At 70.9% G+C, this 21,407-nt stretch carries 22 protein-coding genes; 13 read left to right on the top strand and 9 right to left on the bottom strand.

What is annotated here, in order from left to right:
- A partial coding sequence (locus ACIP82_RS26610) for a hypothetical protein (protein WP_400656866.1) occupies nucleotides 1-415 on the top strand: 415 nt, incomplete at its 5' end.
- Nucleotides 416-478: 63 nt separating this feature from the next.
- Here the strand turns inward: ACIP82_RS26610 and ACIP82_RS26615 are convergent.
- Entirely contained in the window at nucleotides 479-1,204 is a 726-nt protein-coding gene (locus ACIP82_RS26615) for a DNA-methyltransferase (RefSeq protein WP_400656869.1), read from the bottom strand.
- Between the two features lie 71 nt (nucleotides 1,205-1,275).
- On the opposite strand from ACIP82_RS26615, the gene ACIP82_RS26620 reads away from it, so the two are divergent.
- Nucleotides 1,276-1,917 (top strand): tetratricopeptide repeat protein, encoded by a 642-nt coding sequence (locus ACIP82_RS26620; protein ID WP_400656871.1) that lies wholly within the window; start codon nucleotides 1,276-1,278, stop codon nucleotides 1,915-1,917.
- A gap of 135 nt (nucleotides 1,918-2,052) precedes the next feature.
- On the opposite strand, the gene ACIP82_RS26625 is transcribed toward ACIP82_RS26620, so the two are convergent.
- Nucleotides 2,053-3,201, bottom strand: coding sequence for a helix-turn-helix domain-containing protein (locus ACIP82_RS26625; RefSeq protein ID WP_400656873.1), 1,149 nt, complete (start codon nucleotides 3,199-3,201; stop codon nucleotides 2,053-2,055).
- A gap of 3 nt (nucleotides 3,202-3,204) precedes the next feature.
- Entirely contained in the window at nucleotides 3,205-3,633 is a 429-nt protein-coding gene (locus tag ACIP82_RS26630) for an NUDIX domain-containing protein (RefSeq protein WP_400656875.1), read from the bottom strand.
- A gap of 177 nt (nucleotides 3,634-3,810) precedes the next feature.
- Between ACIP82_RS26630 and ACIP82_RS26635 the strand changes: the two genes are divergently transcribed.
- From ACIP82_RS26635 to ACIP82_RS26665, 7 genes are all read left to right on the top strand, one after another.
- Nucleotides 3,811-4,701: a TauD/TfdA family dioxygenase gene (locus ACIP82_RS26635; RefSeq protein WP_400656878.1), complete on the top strand. Its 891-nt coding sequence runs from the start codon at nucleotides 3,811-3,813 to the stop codon at nucleotides 4,699-4,701.
- Nucleotides 4,702-4,774: 73 nt separating this feature from the next.
- Nucleotides 4,775-4,936 carry an FxLD family lanthipeptide gene (locus ACIP82_RS26640; RefSeq protein ID WP_400656948.1) on the top strand — a complete coding sequence of 54 codons (162 nt, stop codon included), beginning with the start codon at nucleotides 4,775-4,777 and terminating at the stop codon, nucleotides 4,934-4,936.
- Between the two features lie 79 nt (nucleotides 4,937-5,015).
- Nucleotides 5,016-8,024, top strand: coding sequence for a lantibiotic dehydratase (locus ACIP82_RS26645; RefSeq protein WP_400656880.1), 3,009 nt, complete (start codon nucleotides 5,016-5,018; stop codon nucleotides 8,022-8,024).
- A complete protein-coding gene (locus ACIP82_RS26650; protein WP_400656882.1) occupies nucleotides 8,021-9,283 on the top strand; it encodes a lanthionine synthetase C family protein in 1,263 nt (420 codons plus the stop codon). Before ACIP82_RS26645 ends, ACIP82_RS26650 begins: the two co-directional genes overlap by 4 nt.
- Before the next feature lie 15 nt (nucleotides 9,284-9,298).
- Nucleotides 9,299-11,380 (top strand): methyltransferase, FxLD system, encoded by a 2,082-nt coding sequence (gene fxlM, locus ACIP82_RS26655; protein ID WP_400656884.1) that lies wholly within the window; start codon nucleotides 9,299-9,301, stop codon nucleotides 11,378-11,380.
- Nucleotides 11,381-11,385: 5 nt separating this feature from the next.
- A complete protein-coding gene (locus tag ACIP82_RS26660; RefSeq protein ID WP_400656886.1) occupies nucleotides 11,386-12,510 on the top strand; it encodes a hypothetical protein in 1,125 nt (374 codons plus the stop codon).
- Between the two features lie 145 nt (nucleotides 12,511-12,655).
- Complete coding sequence (locus tag ACIP82_RS26665) at nucleotides 12,656-13,402, top strand: DUF5131 family protein (protein ID WP_400656888.1); 747 nt, start codon at nucleotides 12,656-12,658, stop codon at nucleotides 13,400-13,402.
- Here ACIP82_RS26665 and tcmP read toward each other — a convergent pair.
- Nucleotides 13,392-14,549: a three-Cys-motif partner protein TcmP gene (tcmP, locus tag ACIP82_RS26670; protein WP_400656890.1), complete on the bottom strand. Its 1,158-nt coding sequence runs from the start codon at nucleotides 14,547-14,549 to the stop codon at nucleotides 13,392-13,394. The genes ACIP82_RS26665 and tcmP overlap by 11 nt on opposite strands.
- A 298-nt stretch (nucleotides 14,550-14,847) precedes the next feature.
- On the bottom strand, nucleotides 14,848-15,567 hold the full coding sequence (locus ACIP82_RS26675; protein ID WP_400656892.1) for a hypothetical protein: 720 nt from the start codon (nucleotides 15,565-15,567) through the stop codon (nucleotides 14,848-14,850).
- 270 nt (nucleotides 15,568-15,837) lie between these two features.
- On the opposite strand from ACIP82_RS26675, the gene ACIP82_RS26680 reads away from it, so the two are divergent.
- On the top strand, nucleotides 15,838-16,029 hold the full coding sequence (locus tag ACIP82_RS26680; protein WP_400656894.1) for a helix-turn-helix domain-containing protein: 192 nt from the start codon (nucleotides 15,838-15,840) through the stop codon (nucleotides 16,027-16,029).
- Nucleotides 16,030-16,086: 57 nt separating this feature from the next.
- Here the strand turns inward: ACIP82_RS26680 and ACIP82_RS26685 are convergent, their stop codons facing one another.
- Nucleotides 16,087-17,241, bottom strand: coding sequence for a tyrosine-type recombinase/integrase (locus tag ACIP82_RS26685; protein ID WP_400656896.1), 1,155 nt, complete (start codon nucleotides 17,239-17,241; stop codon nucleotides 16,087-16,089).
- Nucleotides 17,242-17,336: 95 nt separating this feature from the next.
- On the opposite strand from ACIP82_RS26685, the gene ACIP82_RS26690 reads away from it, so the two are divergent.
- Entirely contained in the window at nucleotides 17,337-17,519 is a 183-nt protein-coding gene (locus tag ACIP82_RS26690; protein ID WP_400656898.1) for a hypothetical protein, read from the top strand.
- Between the two features lie 425 nt (nucleotides 17,520-17,944).
- Here ACIP82_RS26690 and ACIP82_RS26695 read toward each other — a convergent pair whose 3' ends face one another.
- Together ACIP82_RS26695 and ACIP82_RS26700 are read right to left on the bottom strand one after the other, a co-directional pair.
- Nucleotides 17,945-18,154 carry a hypothetical protein gene (locus ACIP82_RS26695; protein ID WP_400656900.1) on the bottom strand — a complete coding sequence of 70 codons (210 nt, stop codon included), beginning with the start codon at nucleotides 18,152-18,154 and terminating at the stop codon, nucleotides 17,945-17,947.
- Entirely contained in the window at nucleotides 18,151-19,311 is a 1,161-nt protein-coding gene (locus tag ACIP82_RS26700) for an anion permease (protein WP_400656902.1), read from the bottom strand. Before ACIP82_RS26700 ends, ACIP82_RS26695 begins: the two co-directional genes overlap by 4 nt.
- A 356-nt stretch (nucleotides 19,312-19,667) precedes the next feature.
- On the opposite strand from ACIP82_RS26700, the gene ACIP82_RS26705 reads away from it, so the two are divergent.
- Entirely contained in the window at nucleotides 19,668-20,102 is a 435-nt protein-coding gene (locus ACIP82_RS26705) for an ester cyclase (protein ID WP_400656904.1), read from the top strand.
- A 135-nt stretch (nucleotides 20,103-20,237) separates the two neighbouring features.
- Here ACIP82_RS26705 and ACIP82_RS26710 read toward each other — a convergent pair whose 3' ends face one another.
- Nucleotides 20,238-20,639: a hypothetical protein gene (locus ACIP82_RS26710; protein WP_400656906.1), complete on the bottom strand. Its 402-nt coding sequence runs from the start codon at nucleotides 20,637-20,639 to the stop codon at nucleotides 20,238-20,240.
- Between ACIP82_RS26710 and ACIP82_RS26715 the strand changes: the two genes are divergently transcribed.
- Entirely contained in the window at nucleotides 20,638-21,297 is a 660-nt protein-coding gene (locus ACIP82_RS26715; protein WP_400656908.1) for an NADPH-dependent FMN reductase, read from the top strand. The genes ACIP82_RS26710 and ACIP82_RS26715 overlap by 2 nt on opposite strands.
- The last annotated feature ends 110 nt before the right edge of the window (nucleotides 21,298-21,407 follow it).

A 21,407-nucleotide genomic window follows, 5' to 3' on the forward strand; every position in this document is an offset into this window, starting at 1 on the left:
CGACGTGACCAAACCGCGCGCAGTGGCCGATCTGCTGGACGCACTACACCAAGCCAGGGCTGACGAAGCTGTCAGGACCGTGGGAGCACGAGCCGCCCACCTTACCGATTTGACCGAAACAGGCATGGTGGCGCATCTGCTGGACGCACTACAGCGGAACGGGGCTAACGAAGCCGCCAGGACCCTGGGGACACGAGCTGCCATGGACGCCACGGTGCTCAACGGGGGACCGGCACTCACGCTGCTGCGCACACTACGCGAAACGGAGCACTGCGATCTGGAGATTCTGGCTGCGCGACTGGTGAACGCCGGACACCATCCCAACAGTTTCGCACCGTACGGGCGCACACCTGAAGGTCAGATGACTTCGCGGTGGGTCCTGCGCGACGTCATCCGCGGCATTCCCAGCGACTGACGACTCGCAGGCGTGCCAATTCGCCGAGATCCTGGAGCCTGGTGCTCCGGCTGCCACTTCGCGTCATCGGCCCCTCGGCCCGGTGAGGACGAAGTCGTGCTGGGTGAGTTCGGCGCGCAGTCGTTGTTCGGCGATGTCGGCGTAGTGCGAGTTGAGTTCGATGCCGAGGAAGCGCCGGCCTTCGCGCAGGGCGGCGACGCCGGTGGAGCCGGCGCCGGTGAAGGGGTCGAGGACGGTGCCGCCTTCGGGGCAGATCTGGACGAGCTGCCGCATGATCTCCATCGGCTTCTGGATGGCGTGGTCCTGGTCCTTGCCGGGCTGGGTGGCGGTGAAGTGGCCGGGCAGGTAAAGGTCGCAGCTGGTGTCGAGGGTGCCCTTGACGCCCCAAGTGATGAATTCGGCGGACTGCTTGAAGCCGCTCTTGCGGGGCTGGCTGACGGGCTTGATCCAGGGGATGGCGCCTTTCCAGGTCCAGCCGGCCACCCGGAGAGCTTCGATGATGTCTGGCTTCTGCCGCCAGTCGGAGAAGATCATCGCGACTGCGTGCTCGGTGCTTTCCTGGTATGCCTCGGTGAGTAGGTCGGCGAGCCAGGCGAGCTGGTGGTCGCGGTTCTCGTCGGGGAAGGTCTTGAGGTCGTGGACGCGACTGCCGGTGAGCTTGCCGCGGGTGTCGCGGCTGGTGCGCCCGTCGCTGCTGTACGGCGGGTTGGTGATGACGGCGTTGACGGACTCGTCCGGGAGTGTCTTCATCACGGTGAGGGCGTCGCCTCGGTGCAGCTGGTAGCTCACGGGTCTTCCTTCCGCATGGTGTGGGCCTCGACTCCGCCCGAATCTGGGGCCACCCCCTGGCCCTCTACGAGATGACCACCACCCTGGCCATCTCACACAAACGCACCGGAGAACACGAGGACGCTCTCCGGCTCTACGAGGACGGCCGAACCCTCGCCATCGAGGACCAGGACCCCGTCCGCATCGCCCAGTGCACCGCCGGCATCGGCGCCACCCTGTACGAGGCCGAGCGGTCCGCCGTCGCCGAGCCCGAACTCACCCGCGCCATCGAGCTCTACGCCGACCTCGACGACCGGCGCGGCGTCGGCCTCGCCGAGATCCTCCTCGGCTCCGCCGCCGCCCGCCAGGGCAACACCGACCTCGGCATCCCGCTGCTCCAGCAGGCCGTCGCCGACCTCGAATCGCTCACCCCGCCCGACCCGCTGAACGTGGCCCGGGCGAAGGTCTTCCTGGGCGAGGCCCAGTCCCTGGCCGGCGAGCACGACGTCGCGGCGGGCACCATCAACACCGCCGTGCAGGAGTTCGTGCGCCTCGGCCACCGCCACTGGGCGGCCTACGGCATCGAGTTCCTCGGACAGGCCGCCGAACGCGGCAACCTGCCCGCACTCGCCGCCAGCTGGTACGCCGCCAGCCAGGACCAGTACCGGAACCTGGGCAGCAGCCGCGACGTGGAACGCCTGCAGAGTCGGCTGCTCGCGCTACTGCCCGGGTGAACTCCGCTCGCGGCCCCTGCGGTCCGCCCGCTCCGCACGCTGAGCGACGCCCCACCACACCGTCAAGACGGTTCAGCTCAGAGCTCAGGAATGTGAATCGCCATGCTCATCGTCGCCGTGCTGCCGGGTCGGAGGTCAGGCCGCTATCGCGGCCCGCAGCCGCGCCAAGGCGTCGCCCGCGCGTTCCCGGACCTCGGGCAGGCTGCGACCGGCCCGCAGGACGCGCTGGAGCTGATGCGGCAGATGGTGGAGGGTCGCCCCGTCGACCGCTGCGCCGAGCTGCTGCGCCGCTCCGGTGGAATCCCCTTTCCTCAGCAGCACGTCGCCCGCGGTGATCGCCGCGATGATCCGCCACTGGGAGGTCGCCGCGAGTCCGGCGACGGGCGCGCGGTCGAGCTGCCGGACGGCCTCCGCGACCCGGCCCGTGCTCATGAGACCCCGGAGGCGGACCTCGTGGAGGGTGAACCCGGAGAACAGGGCGGTGGGCGCCGCCTCGTCCAGGAGACGGTGACCCTCCTCGATCGCGGTGTCGAAGACGACGGCGTTGCCTGCGGCCCCGGCGGCGCGGGCGAGCAGGACGACCGCCTCGGCGCGTTCGGTGGCGGTGCGGGCGGTGTCTCGGGCCTGCCCGAGTCGGTCCAGCGCGCGCAGGTGCAACCCTGCTTTGCGGAGCTCGTTGCCGTGGTGGCGCAGAGCGTTGGCGTGCAGGCCGGGGTCGCCCAGGCGCCGGGCGACGTTCAGGCCCTTGCCGGTCCAGCGGGCGGCGGTGGCCAGGCGCTCCTCCGGCAGGACGTGGCCGAGGGCGACGCCGAGGCCGACTCGGGCCCGGGCGAGCAGGCGCAAGGTGTCGAGGTCGGCGTGGCCGTCGGCGGTGCGGGCCTCCAGGCGGGCGACCAACGGCCACAGCTCGGCGACGGCGGTGGTGGCCTGGCCGGCCTGGCGGGCGATCTCGGCCAGTCGCAGCACGGATTCGGCGAGCTGGATCACGAGTTGATGGTCTCCGTCCGCGTCGTCGGTGATACCGAGGCAGTGCGGCGGGAGGCCGAGGCGTTCGGCGATGTGGCGCAGGGCGCCCAGGTCGGTGATGGTGCGCGAGCCGGTCTCGATGCGGGAGACGTAGCTGGTGGAGTAGCCGAGGACGTCGGCGAGTTCCTGCTGCGGCAGCCCGTGGAGTTCGCGGTAGAGCTGGAGGATCTCGGGCAGGGCTCGGCGGCGCAGGATGTCCTGGGCCCTGGGGGTGGTCCAGTGCCAGCGGATGCCGCCGTGGGGGTCGATCCGGGTCACCGGTCAGGCCTGGTGGTGCAGTTCGTACCAGCGGGCGATGGAGTCCTTGTAGCCCTGCGGCATGGCCAGGCCGGGCACCTCGTCGCGGTGGAAGAGGCCGGCTTCCTTGTGTTCGTGGCTCACGACCGGGGCCTGGTGCGCGTCGGTCGCGTTGCAGCCGTAGGTGACGATGAAGACCTGGCGGCCGGGGATCGGTTCGTACATCCACACGTCCAGCAGGGGGCCGGCGGTGGCCGTCCAGCCGCTCTCCTCGTGGATCTCGGTGACAACCCGCTCTTCGGGGGTCTCGGTGCCTTCCAGCTTCCCACCGGGCAGCTCCCACTCCTGGCGCTCGTTCTTCAGCAGCAGCACCCGTTGCTGCGGGTCGAGGACGACGCCCTTGATGGAGATCGGGAAGGTCTTTGGCACGTAGGGCTGTTCAGTCTCGTTCATCGCTTCTTCCGAGGCACGCAGACGGGCACGGGCCTGTCGAAGGTAGCAGCCACGGGCCTCCGCGATGCCCCACGGTGCGGTGATCTCGCTTTGACAATCTGTCACTTTCCATCGGGTGGGTGGGGCGTGGAGAGTGTGTCGCCTCCCACCCACTCGGTCCCACGAGGGAGCTTCACCATGCCGTCGTTCAACACCAGTGGCACCAGCGGAGACGACTTCGTCACGGGCGGACTTGACGGAGCGGCGCGCGAGCAGGCCGGTGAGGTGTTGCGTGAGGGCGGCCTGCTGAGGCTCGCAAGGTTGGGCGGTCGGGACGATGTGCTCGTCGCGACCGGCCGGTTGATGTCCTCGTTGTGGCAGCACCGGGATGCCGACCCGGACGGGCTGACCGTCATCCACGACACCGGCCACCACAGCGGGCGACCGGGCTTCGCGGGCCTGGGGCGCGGCGCGCTGGCCCTGCACACCGAGTGCGCGCAGCACTCGGATCCGCCCCGGCTGCTTCTGCTGGCGTGTGCGCGGGCCGGCGACGCGGGAGGTGAGAGCCTGCTGGTGGACGGCCGGGCCGTCCTCGCCGAGCTGGCCGCGCACCACCCCGCCGCCATCGAGGCATTGTCCGCGGAGCGAGCCGCGTACTTCGGCGGATCGAGTGGCCACTTCGCCTCGGTGTTCCAGCAACTGCCCGCCGGGTGGTGGCGGTTGCGACTGCGCCAGGACGACCTGGCCCGGTTCTCCCCCGACGCCCAGGCCCACCTGCCCACCCTCCGCCAGGCCATCGAACGGAACACTCAACGACTCCGGCTGGCCCCCGGACAGGGCGTCGTGCTGAACAACCACCGTCTGCTGCACGGCCGCACCGCCTTCTCGGGCGAGCGGCTGATACTGCGCGCGCTGGGCGAGCCGCACCCCGCGCTCGGCCTCGGACCCGGCTTCCGCCAGCCGTGGTCCCCCACCAGCCTCTCCACCCCGCACGGGCGCGCCCACGCCGCAGAGTCCGTCGAACCGCCCGCCCCCGCCGGGCAGTCGGCCGTCGAATCGCGGCGCTGCCGACCCATCGACTCCTGGTGATGCGGGGCGCACCCGCGCCCCGGCTCCAGGCACCCGCAAGGGAAACCCTCAAGGAGGAGCCACCATGGCTCAGATGATCCCGGCCGAGACCAAGGCCACCACGGCCGTCGCGGTCAGCGACGAGTTCGACCTCGACGTGCGCACCGTCGAGACCACCGACGCGGCCAGCCTGCAGGTCCTCACCGACGACGGCTGCGGCTCCACCTGCGGCGCCTGCACCACTGGCGTGCACTGACCCTCCCGAGGGTTCCCCGGGACTTGTTCCCGGGGAACCCCCCGCCCCCGCCCACCTCCGAATCCCGAGGTCCGCAGCGATGCGCCCACCCCCTCCCACGGCCGCCTACCACGCCGCCGACGTGGCGCTCGTACGCGCCGTCGCCCGCCCCGACCTGCGAGTGCCGGCCTGGCCCGACCTCTCGGCCGCCGGACCTGCCGAGGCCCTCCAGCAGGCACAGTGGCTACGGGCCCTGTGGGCCGACGACCACCTCGCCCGCGCCTTTGAACTGGCCAGCCCGGCCCTCGCCGATCGCGTTGCCCAGTTGCTCGGCCACTCGCAACCCGCCGTGCGCGAAGTGCGGCGTGCCGCGCTCTCCACCGCCCGCTACCTCCTGCGTGCGGCCGGCCGCGCCACCCCGTTCGGACGCTTCGCGGGTGTGCAGGCGGCATCGTTCGGACCTTCCTGCGTGGTGCGTTGGGGCGACCGGCACCGCACTGTCACCAGTGCCTCGGAGTCCCTGCTCGCACAGGCTGTCGGCCTGCTGGAGTGCCGCCCCGCCGTGCTGGCACTCCTGGACGTGGCGGCGAACAACACCGTCCAGGTGCGGGGCGATCGCCTCGTCGTCCCCTATCGACCGGTCCCCCGGGCCGGCGGCAGCACGGCCACGGCCGAGACGACACTACGACACACCCGTCCCGTCGCCTTCGCCCTCTCTGCTGCCCGTCTTCCGCTCCGCTTCCGGGACTTGGCCGAAGCCGTCCACACCGAGTTCCCCGCCGCATCGGCCGAACAGGTCACCGGCATCCTGTCCGAGCTCGTCGCCCAGCGAGTGCTCATCACGAACCTGCACGCTCCGGCGACCGACCCCACCCCGCTCGGGCACCTCCTCACGGTCTTGTCGAAGATCAGCGCCGAGCACGTCCCCGAGGCAGCCGAGATCCTGACGGACCTCCGGACCCCCGGCAGTCGTCCTCCGGTGACCGCCGTCGACCTCCGACTGGACGCCGACCTGGTCCTCCCCCGCTCGGTGGCTGACGAGGCCGCCCGAGCCGCCCATCTACTGGCCCGGCTCAGTGGCGCGCCCAACGGCACGGCATCATGGCGGGCCTACCACCAGCGTTTCTACGAGCGCTACGGCCGCGGCACCCTGGTCCCGCTGCTCGACATGGTGGCCGACAGCGGAATCGGCTGGCCCGACGGCTACCCCGGTGCCCGGCCCGTCGAGAAGCCGCGCTTCGACGAGCGCGATGAGTTGCTCGCCGCGCTCGCCCAGCGAGCCGCTCTCGACGGCGCGCGTGAGGTCGTCCTTAACGAAGCGCTGTTGGCTTCCCTCCAGCTGGGCCCGGACGAACCCCGTCTTCCTCCGCACCTGGAGGTCATCACCCGCGTCCACGCCCGCAGTCGGGAGACGCTCGACCGGGGCGAGTTCCGGTTGGAGGTGGTCTCGGTGTCCCGGGCCGCCGGCGTCTCGGTCGGCCGTTTCCTCCACCTCCTCGAACCCGAGAACCGGACTGCCTTCACCACCCTGCTGGCGAACCTCCCGACGATGGACGAGCACGCCGTCACCGCCCAGATCTCGTTCCCGCCTCTGGATCCCGCCAGCGGGCATGTCACCCGAAGCCTGCCGACGGGTCGGCTGGTGATCAGCCTCGCCGAGCACCGCATCGCCGCCGAAGGCGTACTCAGCCCGCAGGACCTGGCGGTGGGCTGCGACGGGCGGCGCATGTACCTGGCGGCACCGGCACTCGGTGTGAGAATCGAGGCCGCCGCCACCCACGCCCTCAACCTCCGCCACCACACCCCGCCGCTCGCCCGGCTGGTCACCGAGCTGTCCCGCGCCCAGGCCGCACAGGTCACCCGATTCGACTGGGGTTCGCTCCACGCACTGCCCTTCCGTCCTCGGCTGCGGCACCGGCGGGTCATCCTCTCCCCCGCCATCTGGCGTCTCACCGCCGCCGAACTTCCCTCCGGCGACGCCTCGCAGCGACGGTGGGATGAGGCCCTCACGTCGTGGGCGGAGCGGCGCCGAGCCCCGCGGCACGTGTTGCTGGCCGCCGACAGCCAGGGCCTGCCGCTCGACCTCGACCATCCCGGCCACCGGGCCCTGCTACGCGACCACCTCCGCTCCACCCCGCACGCTGTCCTGGTCGAGGAGCCCGAGCCCGCCGACCTCGGCTGGGCCAGCGGTCGAGCCCACGAGATCGTCGTTCCCATCACCGTCACCCGGGCGCCGGCGTGGCCGCGCCTGCCCAAGCCCACCCCGAGCCGAATCCTGCGACGGGGCCACGGCGAAGCGCCGGGCACCTCCCGCGTACTGCTCGCCTCCCTCTACGGCGACCTGGAACGCCAGGACATCGTCCTCGCCCGACACCTTCCCGACCTCCTGGAGCGGCTCGGCAACCCGAAGTGGTGGTTCGTCCGCTTCCGTGACCCGCGCCACCACCTGCGGTTGCGCATCGCCCTGCCCGAGCCAGCCGCTTTCGGGCCCGCCGCCACCGTGATCAGCACCTGGACCTCCGACCTCAACCAAGCCGGACTGCTCGCGGAGGTCGTGTACCCCACCTCGTACCCGGAGACCGGCCGGTGGGGCGAAGGACCCGCTTGGGCTGCAGCAGAGGAAGTCTTCCGCGCGGACTCCGCCACCGTTCTCGCTCAGCTCTCCCAACCCACGCTGCCCGACCGGCAGGCGCTGCTCGCAGCCCACGCCGTCGCCATCACGGCAGGGTTCGCCGGCTCGGCCACCGCCGGGCTGCGCTGGCTCGTTGACAACGTCCCCTCCCAGGCACCGGCCGCCGTCCCACGACCCGTGTTCCGCGAGGCCGTACGCCTGGCCGACCCGGCTCACGACTGGGCAGCCCTGCGTGCCGAGCCCACCGGTGCCGCAATCCTGGGCGCCTGGCCCACACGCCATCAGGCGCTCGACGCCTACCGCCGCTTCTTCCCCAGCCCGCACACCGAAGGCGTGCAGGTGGACGACGTCCTCGGCTCCCTCCTCCACTGCTCCTTCGTCCGGGCGCACCGCATCGACTTCGACGACGAAGCCCAGGTCCTCTACCTGGCGCGCGCCACCGCCCTCGCCCGCCTCGCCCGGGACGGTGACCGGTGACCACCCCACACCCCGCTCTCCGGCTGTCCAACCGGATCGCCGAACTGCTCACCGACCCCGACGCCGTGCCGCCCGCCTGGTCGTCCCGCCCACAGTGGCGCCAGTCCCTCGCCCACGGCGCCCCCGGCATCGCCCTGCTCCACATCGAACGCGCCGCCACCGGCCGAGGCCCGTGGGAACCGGTCCGCACCTGGCTGTCCGTCGCCGCCGCGACCCCGGTGACGCGCGGCGCCGACAGCTACCTGTACTACGGTGCGCCGGCCCTCGCACACGCCCTCGCCTGCGCCACGCAGGCCCGGCCTGGCTCCTACCAGCGCGCCCTCGCCCACCTCGACCAGGTCGTGGCGAACGACGCGATGCGGCGCTGCGACGCAGCCCTCGCCCGGTTCGACCACGGCGACCTGCCGGCGCTCGCGGAGTTCGACGCCATCCGGGGCCTGGCCGGCATCGGCTCCGTACTTCTGGGTCGGTCGCCCGGCGGCGAGGCCATCCGTCGGGTCCTGGGCTGCTTGGTCCGCCTCACCGACGACGTCAAGCACGACAGCCGAACGCTGCCGGGCTGGTGGACGTTGGTCGGGCCCTCCGGCAGGCCGGATGAGCGGTTCCCGGACGGGCACGCCAACACCGGCGTGGCACACGGCATCGCAGGCCCCCTGGCACTGCTCGCCCTGGCCCTGCGCCTCGGCATCGAGGTTGACGGCCAGCGCGAAGCGATCCGCACCATCCTGGCCTGGCTGGAACGCTGGCGCGAAGGCCACGCCTGGCCGTACTGGATCACGCCCGCCCATCTGGACGGCGCCGGGCGCAGGCGATTGCTGCCGCCCCAGCGGCCGAGCTGGTGCTACGGCGCCGCCGGAATCGCGCGCGCCCAACAGCTCGCCGCCCTCGCCCTCGGCGACGACCACCTGCGCAACGACGCCGAGCGCGCTCTCGCCGCAGCACTGGCCGATCCGAAGGCACTCACAGCGATCACCGACTTGTCGGCCTGCCACGGCTACGCCGGTCTCGCCCACATCGCCCACCGCGCCGCCACCGACGCCCTCCCCCACAACGCGGACCACCTGCGCTCCGCCACCTCCCTGCTCCTCGACACCGCCCACCCGCCCCGCACCGACCCCGACGCGCAAGCCCACCACGTCCTCGCCACGGCGGGGCCCGCCTTCCTGGAGGGCGCGGCCGGCACCGCCCTCGCCCTACTCGCCCCCGCAACTGGCACCACGCCGGTGACCCGCTGGGACGCCTGTCTCCTGACCGCCTGACCAAGGACCCCCTTGATGACCACCGACTGGATCCAGCACGACCTCACATTCAACGACCCCTGCATCGTCGAACAGGTCGCCGCCCACCACCTGGCCCCCGTCCTCGACCACGCCCAGAACTCCGGCGTGCTGGAGGACTGGTGGTACATGCGCAAGAAGGGGCTGCGGCTGCGCTACCGCGCCGCCGCCTCCGCCCCCGTCGTCACCGCACTCCTGGACACGCTCGTCGAGACGGGACTCGTCACGGGCTGGGCCACAGTGGTCTACGAGCCGGAGACCGAGGCGTTCGGCGGCCCCGAGGCCATGGAGATCACCCACCGGCTCTTCCACACCGACAGCCGACACCTGATGGCCCGTGCCGCCAAGCCCGACCCGCCTGCACTCCGCAGCACCGAGACCTTCGTCGTCCTCGTCTCCGCCATGCTCCGCGCGGCCGGCCTCGACTGGTACGAACAGGGCGACGTCTGGGCCAAGTTCGCTGCCGAACGCCCCGCGCCGCCGGGCCTCGCCCCCGAACGGACCGCCGCGCTGAACGCCGCGATGCGCCGCCTGATGACCCTCGACACCCGCCGACTCGCCCGCCCCGGCGAACCGCTCGCCGGCCACATCGGCTGGGTCGACGCCTTCGAGACGGCCGGACAGGACCTCGTCCACCTGGCACGCGAAGGCCGCCTCACCCGCGGACTGCGCGCCGTCCTCGCCCACCTGTTGCTCTTCCACGCCAACCGCGCCGGATTGCCGATCGATCACCAATCCGCCACCGCCGCACGCGCGTTGGACACCATCTTCCACCCCGGCGAGGGCCCAGCACCCTCGCAGTCCACCATCCGCACAACCACTAGGGTCGCCCACGTGACTACTCTCAGCGACAGCGCCACCACCCCGACCGCCGAGCAGCTGCGCGACAGCCTCACCGACCGCCTGCTCGACCAGGAAGCCATCCGCACCAGCGGGGTCGAGGCCGCCTTCCGTGCCGTGCCCCGCGAGCACTTCCTGCCCGGCTTCCCCCTGGGGACCGCCTACGCCGACAACCCCACCTACACCAAGGCCGACGGCTCCGGCACCCAGATCAGCGCCGCCTCCCAACCCGCCATCGTCGCCCTGATGCTGGAACAGCTCGACCCGCAGCCCGGCGAGCGGATCTTCGAAGCCGGGGCCGGCACCGGCGTCAACGCCGCCTACCTCGGACACATCGTCGGCCCCGACGGGCACGTGGTGACCGTGGATGTGGACGAGGACCTCGTCGAAGGCGCTCGCAAGCACCTCGCCGACGCCGGCACCACCAACGTCGAGGCCGTCCTCGGCGACGGCGCGCTCGGCCACCCCGACCGCGCCCCGTACGACCGGCTGATCGCCACGGTGAGCACCAGCGAGATGCCCACCGCCTGGCTCCAGCAGGTCAAGCCCACCGGACGGATCGTCCTGCCCCTGCGCCTGCGCGGCACCGCCTCGCGCACCATCGCCTTCGAGCGCGGCGAGAACGGCTGGATGTCCGTCGACGACCAGCTCGCCGTCTTCATGCCGCTACGCGGCAGCATGGACGACGCCCGCCGCACCGTCGCCCTCACCCACGAGGGCGACGTCACTCTCCAGGTCCACAAGGACCAGCACGATGCTGTTGACGCCGACCTGCTGCTCGGTGTCCTCGACACCGAGCGCCACAACGTCTGGACCGGCGTCGCCATCCCGGCCGGCACCACCTACGAGTACCAGGACCTGTGGCTGGCCCTCACCCTCCCCAACTCCCTGATGCGGATGAGCGTCACCAGCAACGCCCGTGAACGCGGCATCACCCCCATGTTCGGCTGGGGCGCCATGGCCACCGTGGACGCCGGCTCCCTCGCCTACCTCACCCTGCGCCCCGGCGAGCCCGACGCCGAAGGCCGCAAGACGTACGAGACCGGCGTCATCGGCCACGGCCCAGCGGGCGCCGCCCTCGCCGACCTCGTCGCCGAGCAGATCCGCACCTGGAACACCGACTTCCGTGCCCGCGCCCTGCGCATCGAACTCCCCGACGCCCCCGCCACCGCCGACCCGGCGGCCGGCCGCTTTGCCCTGGACCGTCCCCACCACCCCATCACCGTCACCTGGGAGTAGCCCGCGTGCACCCGACCGGACCGATCGCCCAGCGCTTCCCGCTGGTCGCACGCCACCGGCCCGCGTGCCTGCCCCTGAACGACCGTGTCGGCCGGCTCTCCGAGCTGGCCGACACGGCCTCCCGGCAGAACGACCCGGGCCTCGCCTCCACCGTCTTCAACCAAGCCGCCCTCCTCGCCTCCGACCTCGCCCTGCCCACCTACGCCCGCGAGCTCTGCCACCGCCACGCCGCCCTCTACCTCACGCGCGGCCCACTCCCCGCGATGAGCGCCATCCGCGGCCTGGAACCGATCGTCAACCTCGCCCGCCTCCACATCCGCGCCGGCCGCCACCAACGCGGTCACCAACTCCTCCTCAACCTCTACCGCGCCGTCACCACCAGCACCGAGGCAACGCTCGACGGCGTCACCGTCCCCGCCCACCTCACCGAAACCTCCGAGCAGCGCGCCGAAGTCGTCGCGTGGCTGTGGCGCGTCGTCATCGCCGACGGCACCCGCGCCCTCACCACCGCCGGCCGCTGGACGGACGCCCTGCACCACATCGAGGCGCACCACGGCATCGGCCAACGCATCCTCGACGGCCGCCAAGTCGCCATCCTCGCCCGCGCCACCACCGGCGACCTCCCCGGTACCCTCGCCCTGCTGGCCGCCACCGAGCCAGGCGAAGCATGGGAGGACGCCGTCACCGCCGCCCTCACCTCGCTGTGCTGCCCCGACGACCGGCACGCCGCCGAGACCGCGATCGCTCACTGCCTCGCCTTCGAACCGGACGAGAGCCTAGCCGTGTTCACCACCCGCCTCGCCCTCACCGCGATCGACGCCGCCGGCCAGGCAACGCCCGCCACCCGAAACCTGATCGAGCAACTGTCCAGCAGAACGGGTGAATCCGGCGACGGCTACCCACTCCGGGATCTCCTCGCCCACCCAGTGGTCCTCGCTCACCTTCACACCGCCCAGGTGGAGTCCCTCAAGAAGTCCCTGGCGGCCTGCGCATTGAACACCGGCGCCCTGCCGCCACGCCTCAGAACTGTCCTGGAGAAAGCCCTCGCCTGCGCGAGGACAGTGCTGGAATCCGCCCCGCTCGATCCGATCCGCCCTGAGGTACCGGCCTGGACCGAAGCCGGCCAGTGATCAACACGTGGTGCACTCGCGCTCCGTGCGGGGGTGACCAGCGAGTTCGACAGGGCCGATGTCAGCGGAGGATGGTAGGGCGGATGCCGTAGCGGATGCGAAGCGGCGGCGGTGACTGCCGGAGGGCAGCGGTGAGGAGCTGGCAGTGAGTGATCGCAGTGGCATCGAGTGGACGGAGGCGACGTGGAATCCCACCACCGGATGTGACCGCGTCTCGGCTGGCTGTGACAACTGCTACGCCCTCGCACTCGCGAAGAGATTGAAGGCGATGGGTGCGGCCAAGTACCAAGCCGACGGCGACGCACGGACGTCCGGTCCAGGGTTCGCTCTGACGCTCCACCGGGATGCCCTGGAGGTACCGTACGGCTGGAAGAGCCCGCGGACGGTGTTCGTGAACTCGATGTCGGACCTCTTCCACGCGAAGGTCCCGCTCGACTTCGTTCGCCGGGTCTTCGCGGTGATGGCGGACACCCCTCAGCACACCTATCAGGTGCTCACCAAGCGGGCCAGGAGACTACGGCGCGTCGCCGATCGGCTGGACTGGCCGGCGAACCTGTGGATGGGGGTGTCCGTGGAGACCGCGACCGAACTCGACCGGGTCGACGACCTACGCACCGTTCCTGCCGCCGTTCGGTTCCTGTCCTGCGAGCCGCTGCTCGGTCCGCTCGACGGGCTCGACCTGGACGGCATCCACTGGGTGATCGCCGGAGGCGAGTCGGGCCCCGCCCACCGCCCGATGGAGGCAGCCTGGGCCCGGCAGGTACGTGACGCCTGCCTGGAGAAGGACGTCGCGTTCTTCTTCAAGCAGTGGGGCGGGCGCACGCCCAAGGCCGGCGGTCGACTCCTGGACGGACGGACCTGGAACCAGATGCCGTTGCCGGTCAGCGCGTGAGCAGTGGCCTCACCAACAGGTCGTAGACCTTCTCGCGCTGATGACTCATACCGTCGCTCGGTGTCCCACCCCTGCGGTGCAGCAGCTTGATCGCATCGCGCGCAGCAGTCTCGGTGACCTGACCGTAGTACTCGCCGAACACCTCCAGCGTGTGGTCGACCAATCTGATGGTGCGGCCGCGACGCAACAGACGAGCGAGGTTGTCGGCCATCGCGGGCACGGCGAGATCGCGGACCTTCTGCGGGTCGGGCCGTTGCAGACTGACCACGGGGAACAACCCGTCGTCCGTCGCCTCCTCCTGGAGTTCGAGTTGCTGCCACCAGGTGTCACGGGCCCGGGCGTGGGCGTCGCCGAACGCCCACAGGCCGTGCTGGCGGCGGGTGCCGAACACCAAGTTGTAGACGGCCTTGTGCCCTGGTGCCTTGGTGACCGGTACGGAGCGCATCTGCATGCCGACGGCTTTGCCCAGCCTGGCACTGTACTCCGCGGCGACCTTCTCGTCGGCCTCCCGGGTGTAGCCGCCCGCGAAGAAGTCGCGCCACCACGGGCCGCCGCACACCTCGTCGAGGCGCTGGTTGGTGCGCTCGATTCCCTTGGGGGACTGCGAGTTGCCCCCGATGCGGCGGATCGCCATCATGCTGAAGTTCAGGAGGAACTCGGTCGGCGGCTTGAGCCCGGGCCGGCCTTTGGCGAGCACATCCACGAGACGTTCGAACGGCAAGGCGAGCCCGCAGGGATCGAGGAAGAGGAACAGCGGCTGACCGGTCGCGGCGGCGAGCACCTCGTCGAAGTAACCGAGGACGTCTCCCCGAAACGCCCTGGCATCGACCCCTCGCGCCTGGTACTCCGCGACCAGCGAGCCGAGTTGAGCGAAGGACGGCGCTGACTTCTCCGCGAAGAAGCAGGTCCAGTGAATACCCGCCTTGGCCTGGAGGTCTGCCGCAATCTGCAGGATCCGGGCGGCCGAGCCCGGCTCGCCGTTCTCGTACCGACCCTCGCCCGCGTAGCCGTCGAGGTAGGTCACCCGCCTGCCGTACGCTCCGGTCATCCCGCCGAACTTGGGCATGTAGCGACTCAGCAGCGCGTGCTTGAAGACGCTCGGCAGTTCAGGCTCCGACCAGTACTCCCCCGACGTGCCTTTCGACATGCGTCCCCCTTCGCCGTCGGTCGATCCCAACCGCTGATCGATCCAGGGTGGACGAGGTGCGCGCGTCACGTAAAGAGCACGTGCGGGGTCGGCCTCCGACACCGGCTCGTACCTCAGCGCCGCCTTCCAGCCCGGCGATCGTGTCTGCGTCGGCCGTCCCGAACCATGCGGTGGCGCGTGCCTCCCGGCTGGCAGAGCGGAGACCCCCTATAGCCGTCGGATCCCCCGTCTACGCTCCGCCGCGTCGCCCGCCGGCCAGACCCGGCACGTCCAGCGGACGACGCGGCGTTGTCACGGTCTAGTCTTGAGGGTCCTGCTGCGGGATCGGCGCATCGAAGACGTCGACGACGAATTCCGAGGTGCCACTGCCCTCGTAGTCGACGTCGCGATGGCTGTGGAGCAGCGTGTGAATCCTCACCCACTGGCCGTCGGCACTCGCCCTGGCTGCCACGCCGAGGGCAGCACGAACGGGTCCCAGCCCGGGATGTGGCTCCTTGCTGGTCCAGGTCTCCAAGAGCGCGACTCCGGAGGGGAGTTCCCACGAACGTGGCTCGGCGCTGGCCGGCACGGAGACCTCGTCGTTGCGCAGCTGGACCACCCAGTCGACGTCGCCATCACTGTCGCGCTCGTTCGACATGCGGATTCCCAGGCCGATCATGTAGGCACCTTGGAGGTAGTCCTCGAGTTCGTCGTCGATCCGGCTGAAGCAGACGGCCTCGCGGACGATCTCGATCGGCCCGAAGCTGGTGAAAGCTCCCATCTCCGGCGGGCACTCGTCCTTGAGGTACCGCCTCGTGGCCATCTGGACAGCCTTGGGGAGGCCGTCCAGCACAGCCTGCAGCGCGACGTCATCGCGGTCCGCCAAGTAGGTGTTGAGCACCCCGACGAGGTCCTCGGTCAGCCGAACGTCGTCCCCGCCCAGCGTGGTGACCGCTTCCAGGCGATCGTGCGGGTCCTTGTGGAGGGCGAAGACCCGGCTACGCCCCGGGCTGGTGTGCGCAATGAAAGAGTTGACCATCGTTCTGTCCTGCCGGACCTCTCATGAGCGGTGCCGCTGCACACACTCGTGCGTCAGCGCCACCAGGGATAGGGAGAATCCGCACAGCGACGTGTCGCTCGGACTACGAATCCGCGCGCATGGTCGACCAAGCGGCGCTGTCAGACCCGGCACTGGAGCCCGGACCTGCATGGCGATGGCCACCTACCACGAGACCACGGCACTCCCAAACCGCCACTACGGAAGCAACTTTGGACACCTGTGGCAACCCGCCAGCCCTGAGGAGAGCCCGTGTCCACACAGTTCATGACCGTCAAGCAGACCGCAGAGCACCTGAACATGTCCGTTCAGTGGGTGTACCGCGAGGCGCCCAAGGTCGGCCTCGTCCCGTACCGCTTCGGGAGCGGGCGCAATGCGAAGCTGCAGTTCAAGGTCACCGAGGTCCATGCCTGGACGAAGCAGCAGCGGATGTCCGGCGGCTGATGTCGGACAACGACACATGTGGGACCCTGGCCAGCGATGAACAGGGCCCCACCTGATTCAGGCCGCGAGCCCGAGGTCGAGGACCTGGGCTGCGTGGCCGATGGAGCCGGGCATCAGGTGCCGGTAGATCTTGAACGTCACGTCGATGCTCTTGTGCCCCATCCACTCGGCGACGTCGGTGATCGGGATGTTGTGGCTGAGGCAGTTCGAGGCGAAGAAGTGTCGGAGGCCGTAGATCGTCATGCCCTCGGGGATGTCGACGTCGTCGGCCCGCTTGATCCGGTCCCACTGGTTCTGCAGGTAGTAGGACGGGTAGGGCTTGCTGATGTCCAGCGGGTGGCGAAGCGGATAGCCGTCGATGGTGCCGTGGGTGTCCGCGTACGTCAGCAGGCGGATCCGGGTCCGGGACGGCAGCGGGGCGTCCCGGTAGTCGCCCTCCTTGCGGTGCTTGAGCGGCGCGTAGTCCTTGGTCGTCTGGTTGACCTGCTCGGTGACGCGGTAGACGTCGTCGGCGACGATGTTGTTGATGTTGACGGCAAGGGCCTCGCCGTTGCGCAGGCCGCAGCCGCTCATCAGCTCGGCGACCAGGTTGAAGGTGTCGTCGCCGGCTTCGCGTATCCCGCCGAGTTGGACGAGCGACGGTATGACCGCGCGCTTCGGGTCGTACTGGGGCGGCGTGACGCCGTCGAGCGGGTTCTCCGGGTAGAGGCCGAGGCGGTGGGCGTCGAGCAGGATCGCCTTGAGCTTGTCGAAGGCGTTGGACTGGGTCGCCAGGCCGACGCCGTTGCGCTCCATGGTCCGGATGAAGGCGTCGACGACCTTGTGGTCGAAGGTCGCCATCCGGCGGCTGTGGAAGGCCGGGTAGAGGTGGTGCTCCAGCAGGGAGTCGAGGTGCCTCAGCGACGCCGGGGCGAGCGCGCGCTGGCCGGCCTTCCACTCCTCGGTGTACGTGCCGAAGTTCATCGCGCCGTACTTGCGGTTGCGCTCGGCCTTGCTCTGGCTCCATGGGTTCTCGCGCTTCGCCCGGTAGATCTCGGTGAGCCGGTCGATCGCCTTGTCCTGGGTGGCGAAGCCCGACTCCTCGGTCTGCCTCCCGGCCGCGTTGCGGAAGCGGATCACGTAGGTGTGCGGGCACTTCGACCACCGCGCCTGCGGGTGCTCGCAGGTCTTGAAGAAGGTGCCCATGCCGTGGGCCAGGGTCCTGGGTGCCATCGTGTGCGGTCTCCATCCCGTCCGATGCTGACGTTCTGCTGACCGCGGATGGTCCACCACGCCCCTGACCTGGGAAGAAACGCGGATCAGGTGGTATGTGGTGGAACTTCATCGGCCGCAGCCACCGGGACATCGTCGAGGCCCGCGAGGAGTGGCAGCGCGGGTCCGACCGCTTCGGCAGCGTCACCGGCCGCCCCGGAGACCGCCTTCCGGCCCCCGTCCTGCCGGGGGCGACCCTCACCCCGCGCGGTAATCCCCCTGTGCCACAGGCCGACTGAGATGGCGTCACCCAGATCTGGCCGACGGCGACGTCGGGGCACCACGGAAGCAGCGCGAGACCGCATGTCGGGCCGCGATGGGCCCGCCCGCCGTGGACCCACGCCGAGGGGGTGAACACCGCGCTGCCGGCCTTCCTCGCGAAGTGACCGGACCGGCCGCGGCGACCGGCCCGTCGCCGCGGCCGTCCTGGCCCGCCGGCGGCTCCGACCGGCCGAGCCCGTCCGCCTCCGGGAGGCCGCCACCTCGGCGACCGTCCGCCCACGGGGTCCGCGGCTCATCATTGATCCGCGATGACGGAGGTCATGGCACGGCGGCCTCCCGCCGCCCTCCGGCCGGACAACGGTTGCGGCCCGGACCGTCAGCGCCAACGGGCAGGCCCTGCGGGCGCCGACCTCCTCGGTCCTGTTGCTGTCGGCCGGACCGTTCAGCGGTGGTTGACGATGACGGAGATGCCCCAGCCGATCGCGGCGAGCACTGCGGCGAAGCACAGGCCTGCGACGGCGTAGCCGCCAGTCCGGGCCGGTGGGTTAAGGGCGCGCAGGCCGATGGCGAACAGGGCCGGCAGGCCTGCGCCGGCGAGCAGGCCGACCGCGACGATCTTCCACAGCGCGGCCAGGTTGATCCAGGAGTTCACCAGGTGACCTTCTCCGTGTCCGGGGCCGGGGCCGGGGCCACCGAACCCGTCCATGCGGCGTTGACGTTCTCCGGTGTCACGGCGGGGTGGCGGGAGGCCGCGAAGAAGGCGATCGAGGCCAGCACCAGCGCGATGAAGATCACCACAATGCCCGGGGTCCCGCCGATCCAGTGGGCGGCCCAGTAGGCCGCGGCACCGACCACGGCGGAGGTCGGCAGGGTGGACAGCCAGGCCACCGCCATCCGGCGGGCGATGTGCCAGCGCACCACGGCGCCTTTCCTGCCGACCCCCGAGCCCAGGATCGACCCGGTGGCCACATGGGTGGTGGAGAGCGAGTAGCCGAAGTCGGTGGAGGAGAGGATCACGGCGGCCGAAGCGGACTCGGCGGCCATCCCCTGCGGCGGCTCGATCTCCAGGAGCCCCTTGCCCAGCGCCCGGATGACCCGCCAGCCGCCGAGGTAGGTGCCCAGGGCGATCGCTGTCGCGCAGGATGCGATCACCCAGGTCGGGGACCTGGCCCCGGTGTCCAGGGTGCCGTTGGCGATCAGGGCCAGCGTGATGACGCCCATGGTCTTCTGCGCGTCGTTGGTGCCGTGGGCGAGCGAGACCATGGAGGCCGAGCCGACCTGGCCGAGCCGGAAGCCGCGCCCGCGCGGGCGTTCGGGCACGCCGCGGGTGAGGCGGTAGACGAGGTAGGTGCCGATCGCGGCGACCGTGCCGGCGATGAACGGAGACAGCGCGGCGGGCACGATCACCTTGGAGACCAGGCCCTGCCATTTGACGGCGGAAGCGCCGGCCGCGGCCATCGTCGCCCCGACTACGCCGCCGATGAGCGCGTGCGAGGAACTGGAGGGGATGCCGAGGAACCAGGTGGTCAGGTTCCACAGGATGCCGCCGACCAGGCCGGCGAAGACCACGGTCAGGGTCACGCCGCCGCTGTCGACCAGGCCGCCTGCGATGGTCGCCGCGACGGCGGTCGACAGGAACGCGCCGACGAGGTTCAGCACCGCCGAGACGGCGACCGCGACGCGCGGGCGGAGTGCCTCGGTGACGATCGAGGTCGCCATGGCGTTGCCGGTGTCGTGGAATCCGTTGGTGAAGTCGAAACCCAGCGCGGTGGCGACAACCAGCGCCAGGACCGCGTCGTTGCCGGTCACGGGCCCGAACCTAGCCCGTCGGTCGCACCGGCCCGGCCCCGCCGTGACCCGGCGCGCCGGGTCACCGCAGGGCCGCCAGCCGATCGGACCAATAGCGCGGCACGGGGGTTCCGCCCCGCGTGTCGACGAGACCCGCGCGGGGCGGCAGCGGGCCTTCACGCGGCCGACGCACAGGAGCCCGCCGGCGCCGTGGCGTTTCCCGGGTGGGAGTTGTCGAGTTATGTGAGCGGTACCGCGTTCGTCGTCGACGGCTTCACGACCCCGGTCATCTGACGCCGAATCAGCCATCAACCATCCGGGCGGCGCGGCCCGGACCGCACCAGGCAGACAGAACAGCCCCTGCAGGAGGGTCTCCGATGAACCAGAACGATGTGAGCGAAGCCGCCAAGGCTGTCGTCCGGCGCAACACCGAGGAGGTCCAGGGCGGCGGGAACTGGGCCCTGTTCGACGAGCTCTGGGCCGACGACTTCGTCGACCACACCCCCCAGCCGGGGCGCACCCCCGACAAGGCCGGCGCGCTGGAGCTCTACCGGGTACTGCGGGCGGCATTCCCCGACTTCCGCCCCGAGATCCACTGGCAGGCCGCCGACGGCAACCTCGTCACCACCTACAAGACCTACCACGGCACCCACAGCGGCGAATTCTTCGGGATCGCGCCCACCGGCCGGAAGGTCCACTTCGAAACCGTGGACGCCATGCGGGTGGTCGACGGCAAGATCACCGAGCACTGGGGGGTGGCGAACCTCTTCTCCCTCATGGAGCAACTGGGCGCCGGGACCGGTGCGGCGTGAACGAGCGGGGAGTTACCCATGACGCCATCACCACCTGGGACATCCCGCCGAGGTCCGACGTCACGCACCGGCGATGCCCGGCCCTTCGGCGCAGCCTGAGCAAGTACGCTCCACCGAAGGGTCTATGACGTCAGGTCAGAGTTTGTCGCGGTTCCAGTCGCCCGTGGAACCGACCTGGCCGGTAACGCCGATCAGCATCGCCATCCAGCGCTGGACGTCACCGAAGCCGCCGAGGTTGCCGACGCCGTTGACGTAGACGGAGGGGGCGCCGGGGCTGTTGGTGACGTCGTGGGCGCGGCGGGAGATCCGGTCCCGGGAGCCGGGCCGTCGGGGTGGTCCGACGGCCCGGTGCCGGGCGTGTTGGCGCCGGACAGCGGTGATCTGTGGTCGGCTGCACGATGTCGGTGCCGTCGGCCGGGGCCGCTCGGCGGTGGTGTGTGCCAGGACGGCGTCCGGGGCCGGCGGGTCAGGAGCCCCCGGCGTCGCGATCCGGCACGAACGACCGACATACCCCTTGAGTGAGGAGAGCACGATCATGACCACGGACGCTGGCCCCGGGCCACTGCGCGTGCTGGTCTTCGGCGCGTCGCTGAGGGCCGACTCGGTCAACGCCAAGCTCGCCTCACTGGTCGCCCGGATCGTCACCGACGCCGGGGCCGAAGCCGACCTCGCGGACTTCGGTGACTTCGACATGCCCCTCTACGACGGCGATGCCGAAGCCGCGCGAGGGCTGCCACAGGGCGCGCTGGAACTGCGGGACCGGATCGAACGGTGCGACGCCTTCGTGATCTCCTCGCCCGAGTACAACGCCTCCACGCCCGGTGTCCTGAAGAACGCGATCGACTGGGTCTCCCGGGTCCGGCCGCAGCCCTTCAAGGACAAGCACGCCATGCTGGTCTCCGCGTCACCCTCCCTGATCGGCGGCAACCGCGGTCTGTGGGCGCTCCGGGTGCCCCTGGAGCATCTCGGCACCCGGGTCTACCCCGACATGTTCAGCCTCGCCAACGCCTACCAGGGCTTCACCGACAGCGGCGACCTCGTCGACTCCGGTCTCCGGCAACGGCTGTCCGACACCGTCACGTCCTTCCTGCGCCTGGTCGAGGCCGATGTGCGCTACGTCTGCCTGCGACGCCGCTGGTACGAGTTCCTCGGTGACCGCACCGACGCCCCGGTCACCCAGCGGGCCCAGGACTGAGGACGGGGGCTACCCGACCCGTTCCGCGTACGCGCGTGCCCCTTGGGTCCGGCCCAACTGCTCCTGGGGGCCAACGTCGTCCGGGGCCACCCGTCCGGCACCGGCGTCCC

It is taken from the genome of Kitasatospora sp. NPDC088548, from assembly GCF_044753005.1.
In the GTDB taxonomy this organism is placed as follows: Bacteria; Actinomycetota; Actinomycetes; order Streptomycetales; family Streptomycetaceae; genus Kitasatospora.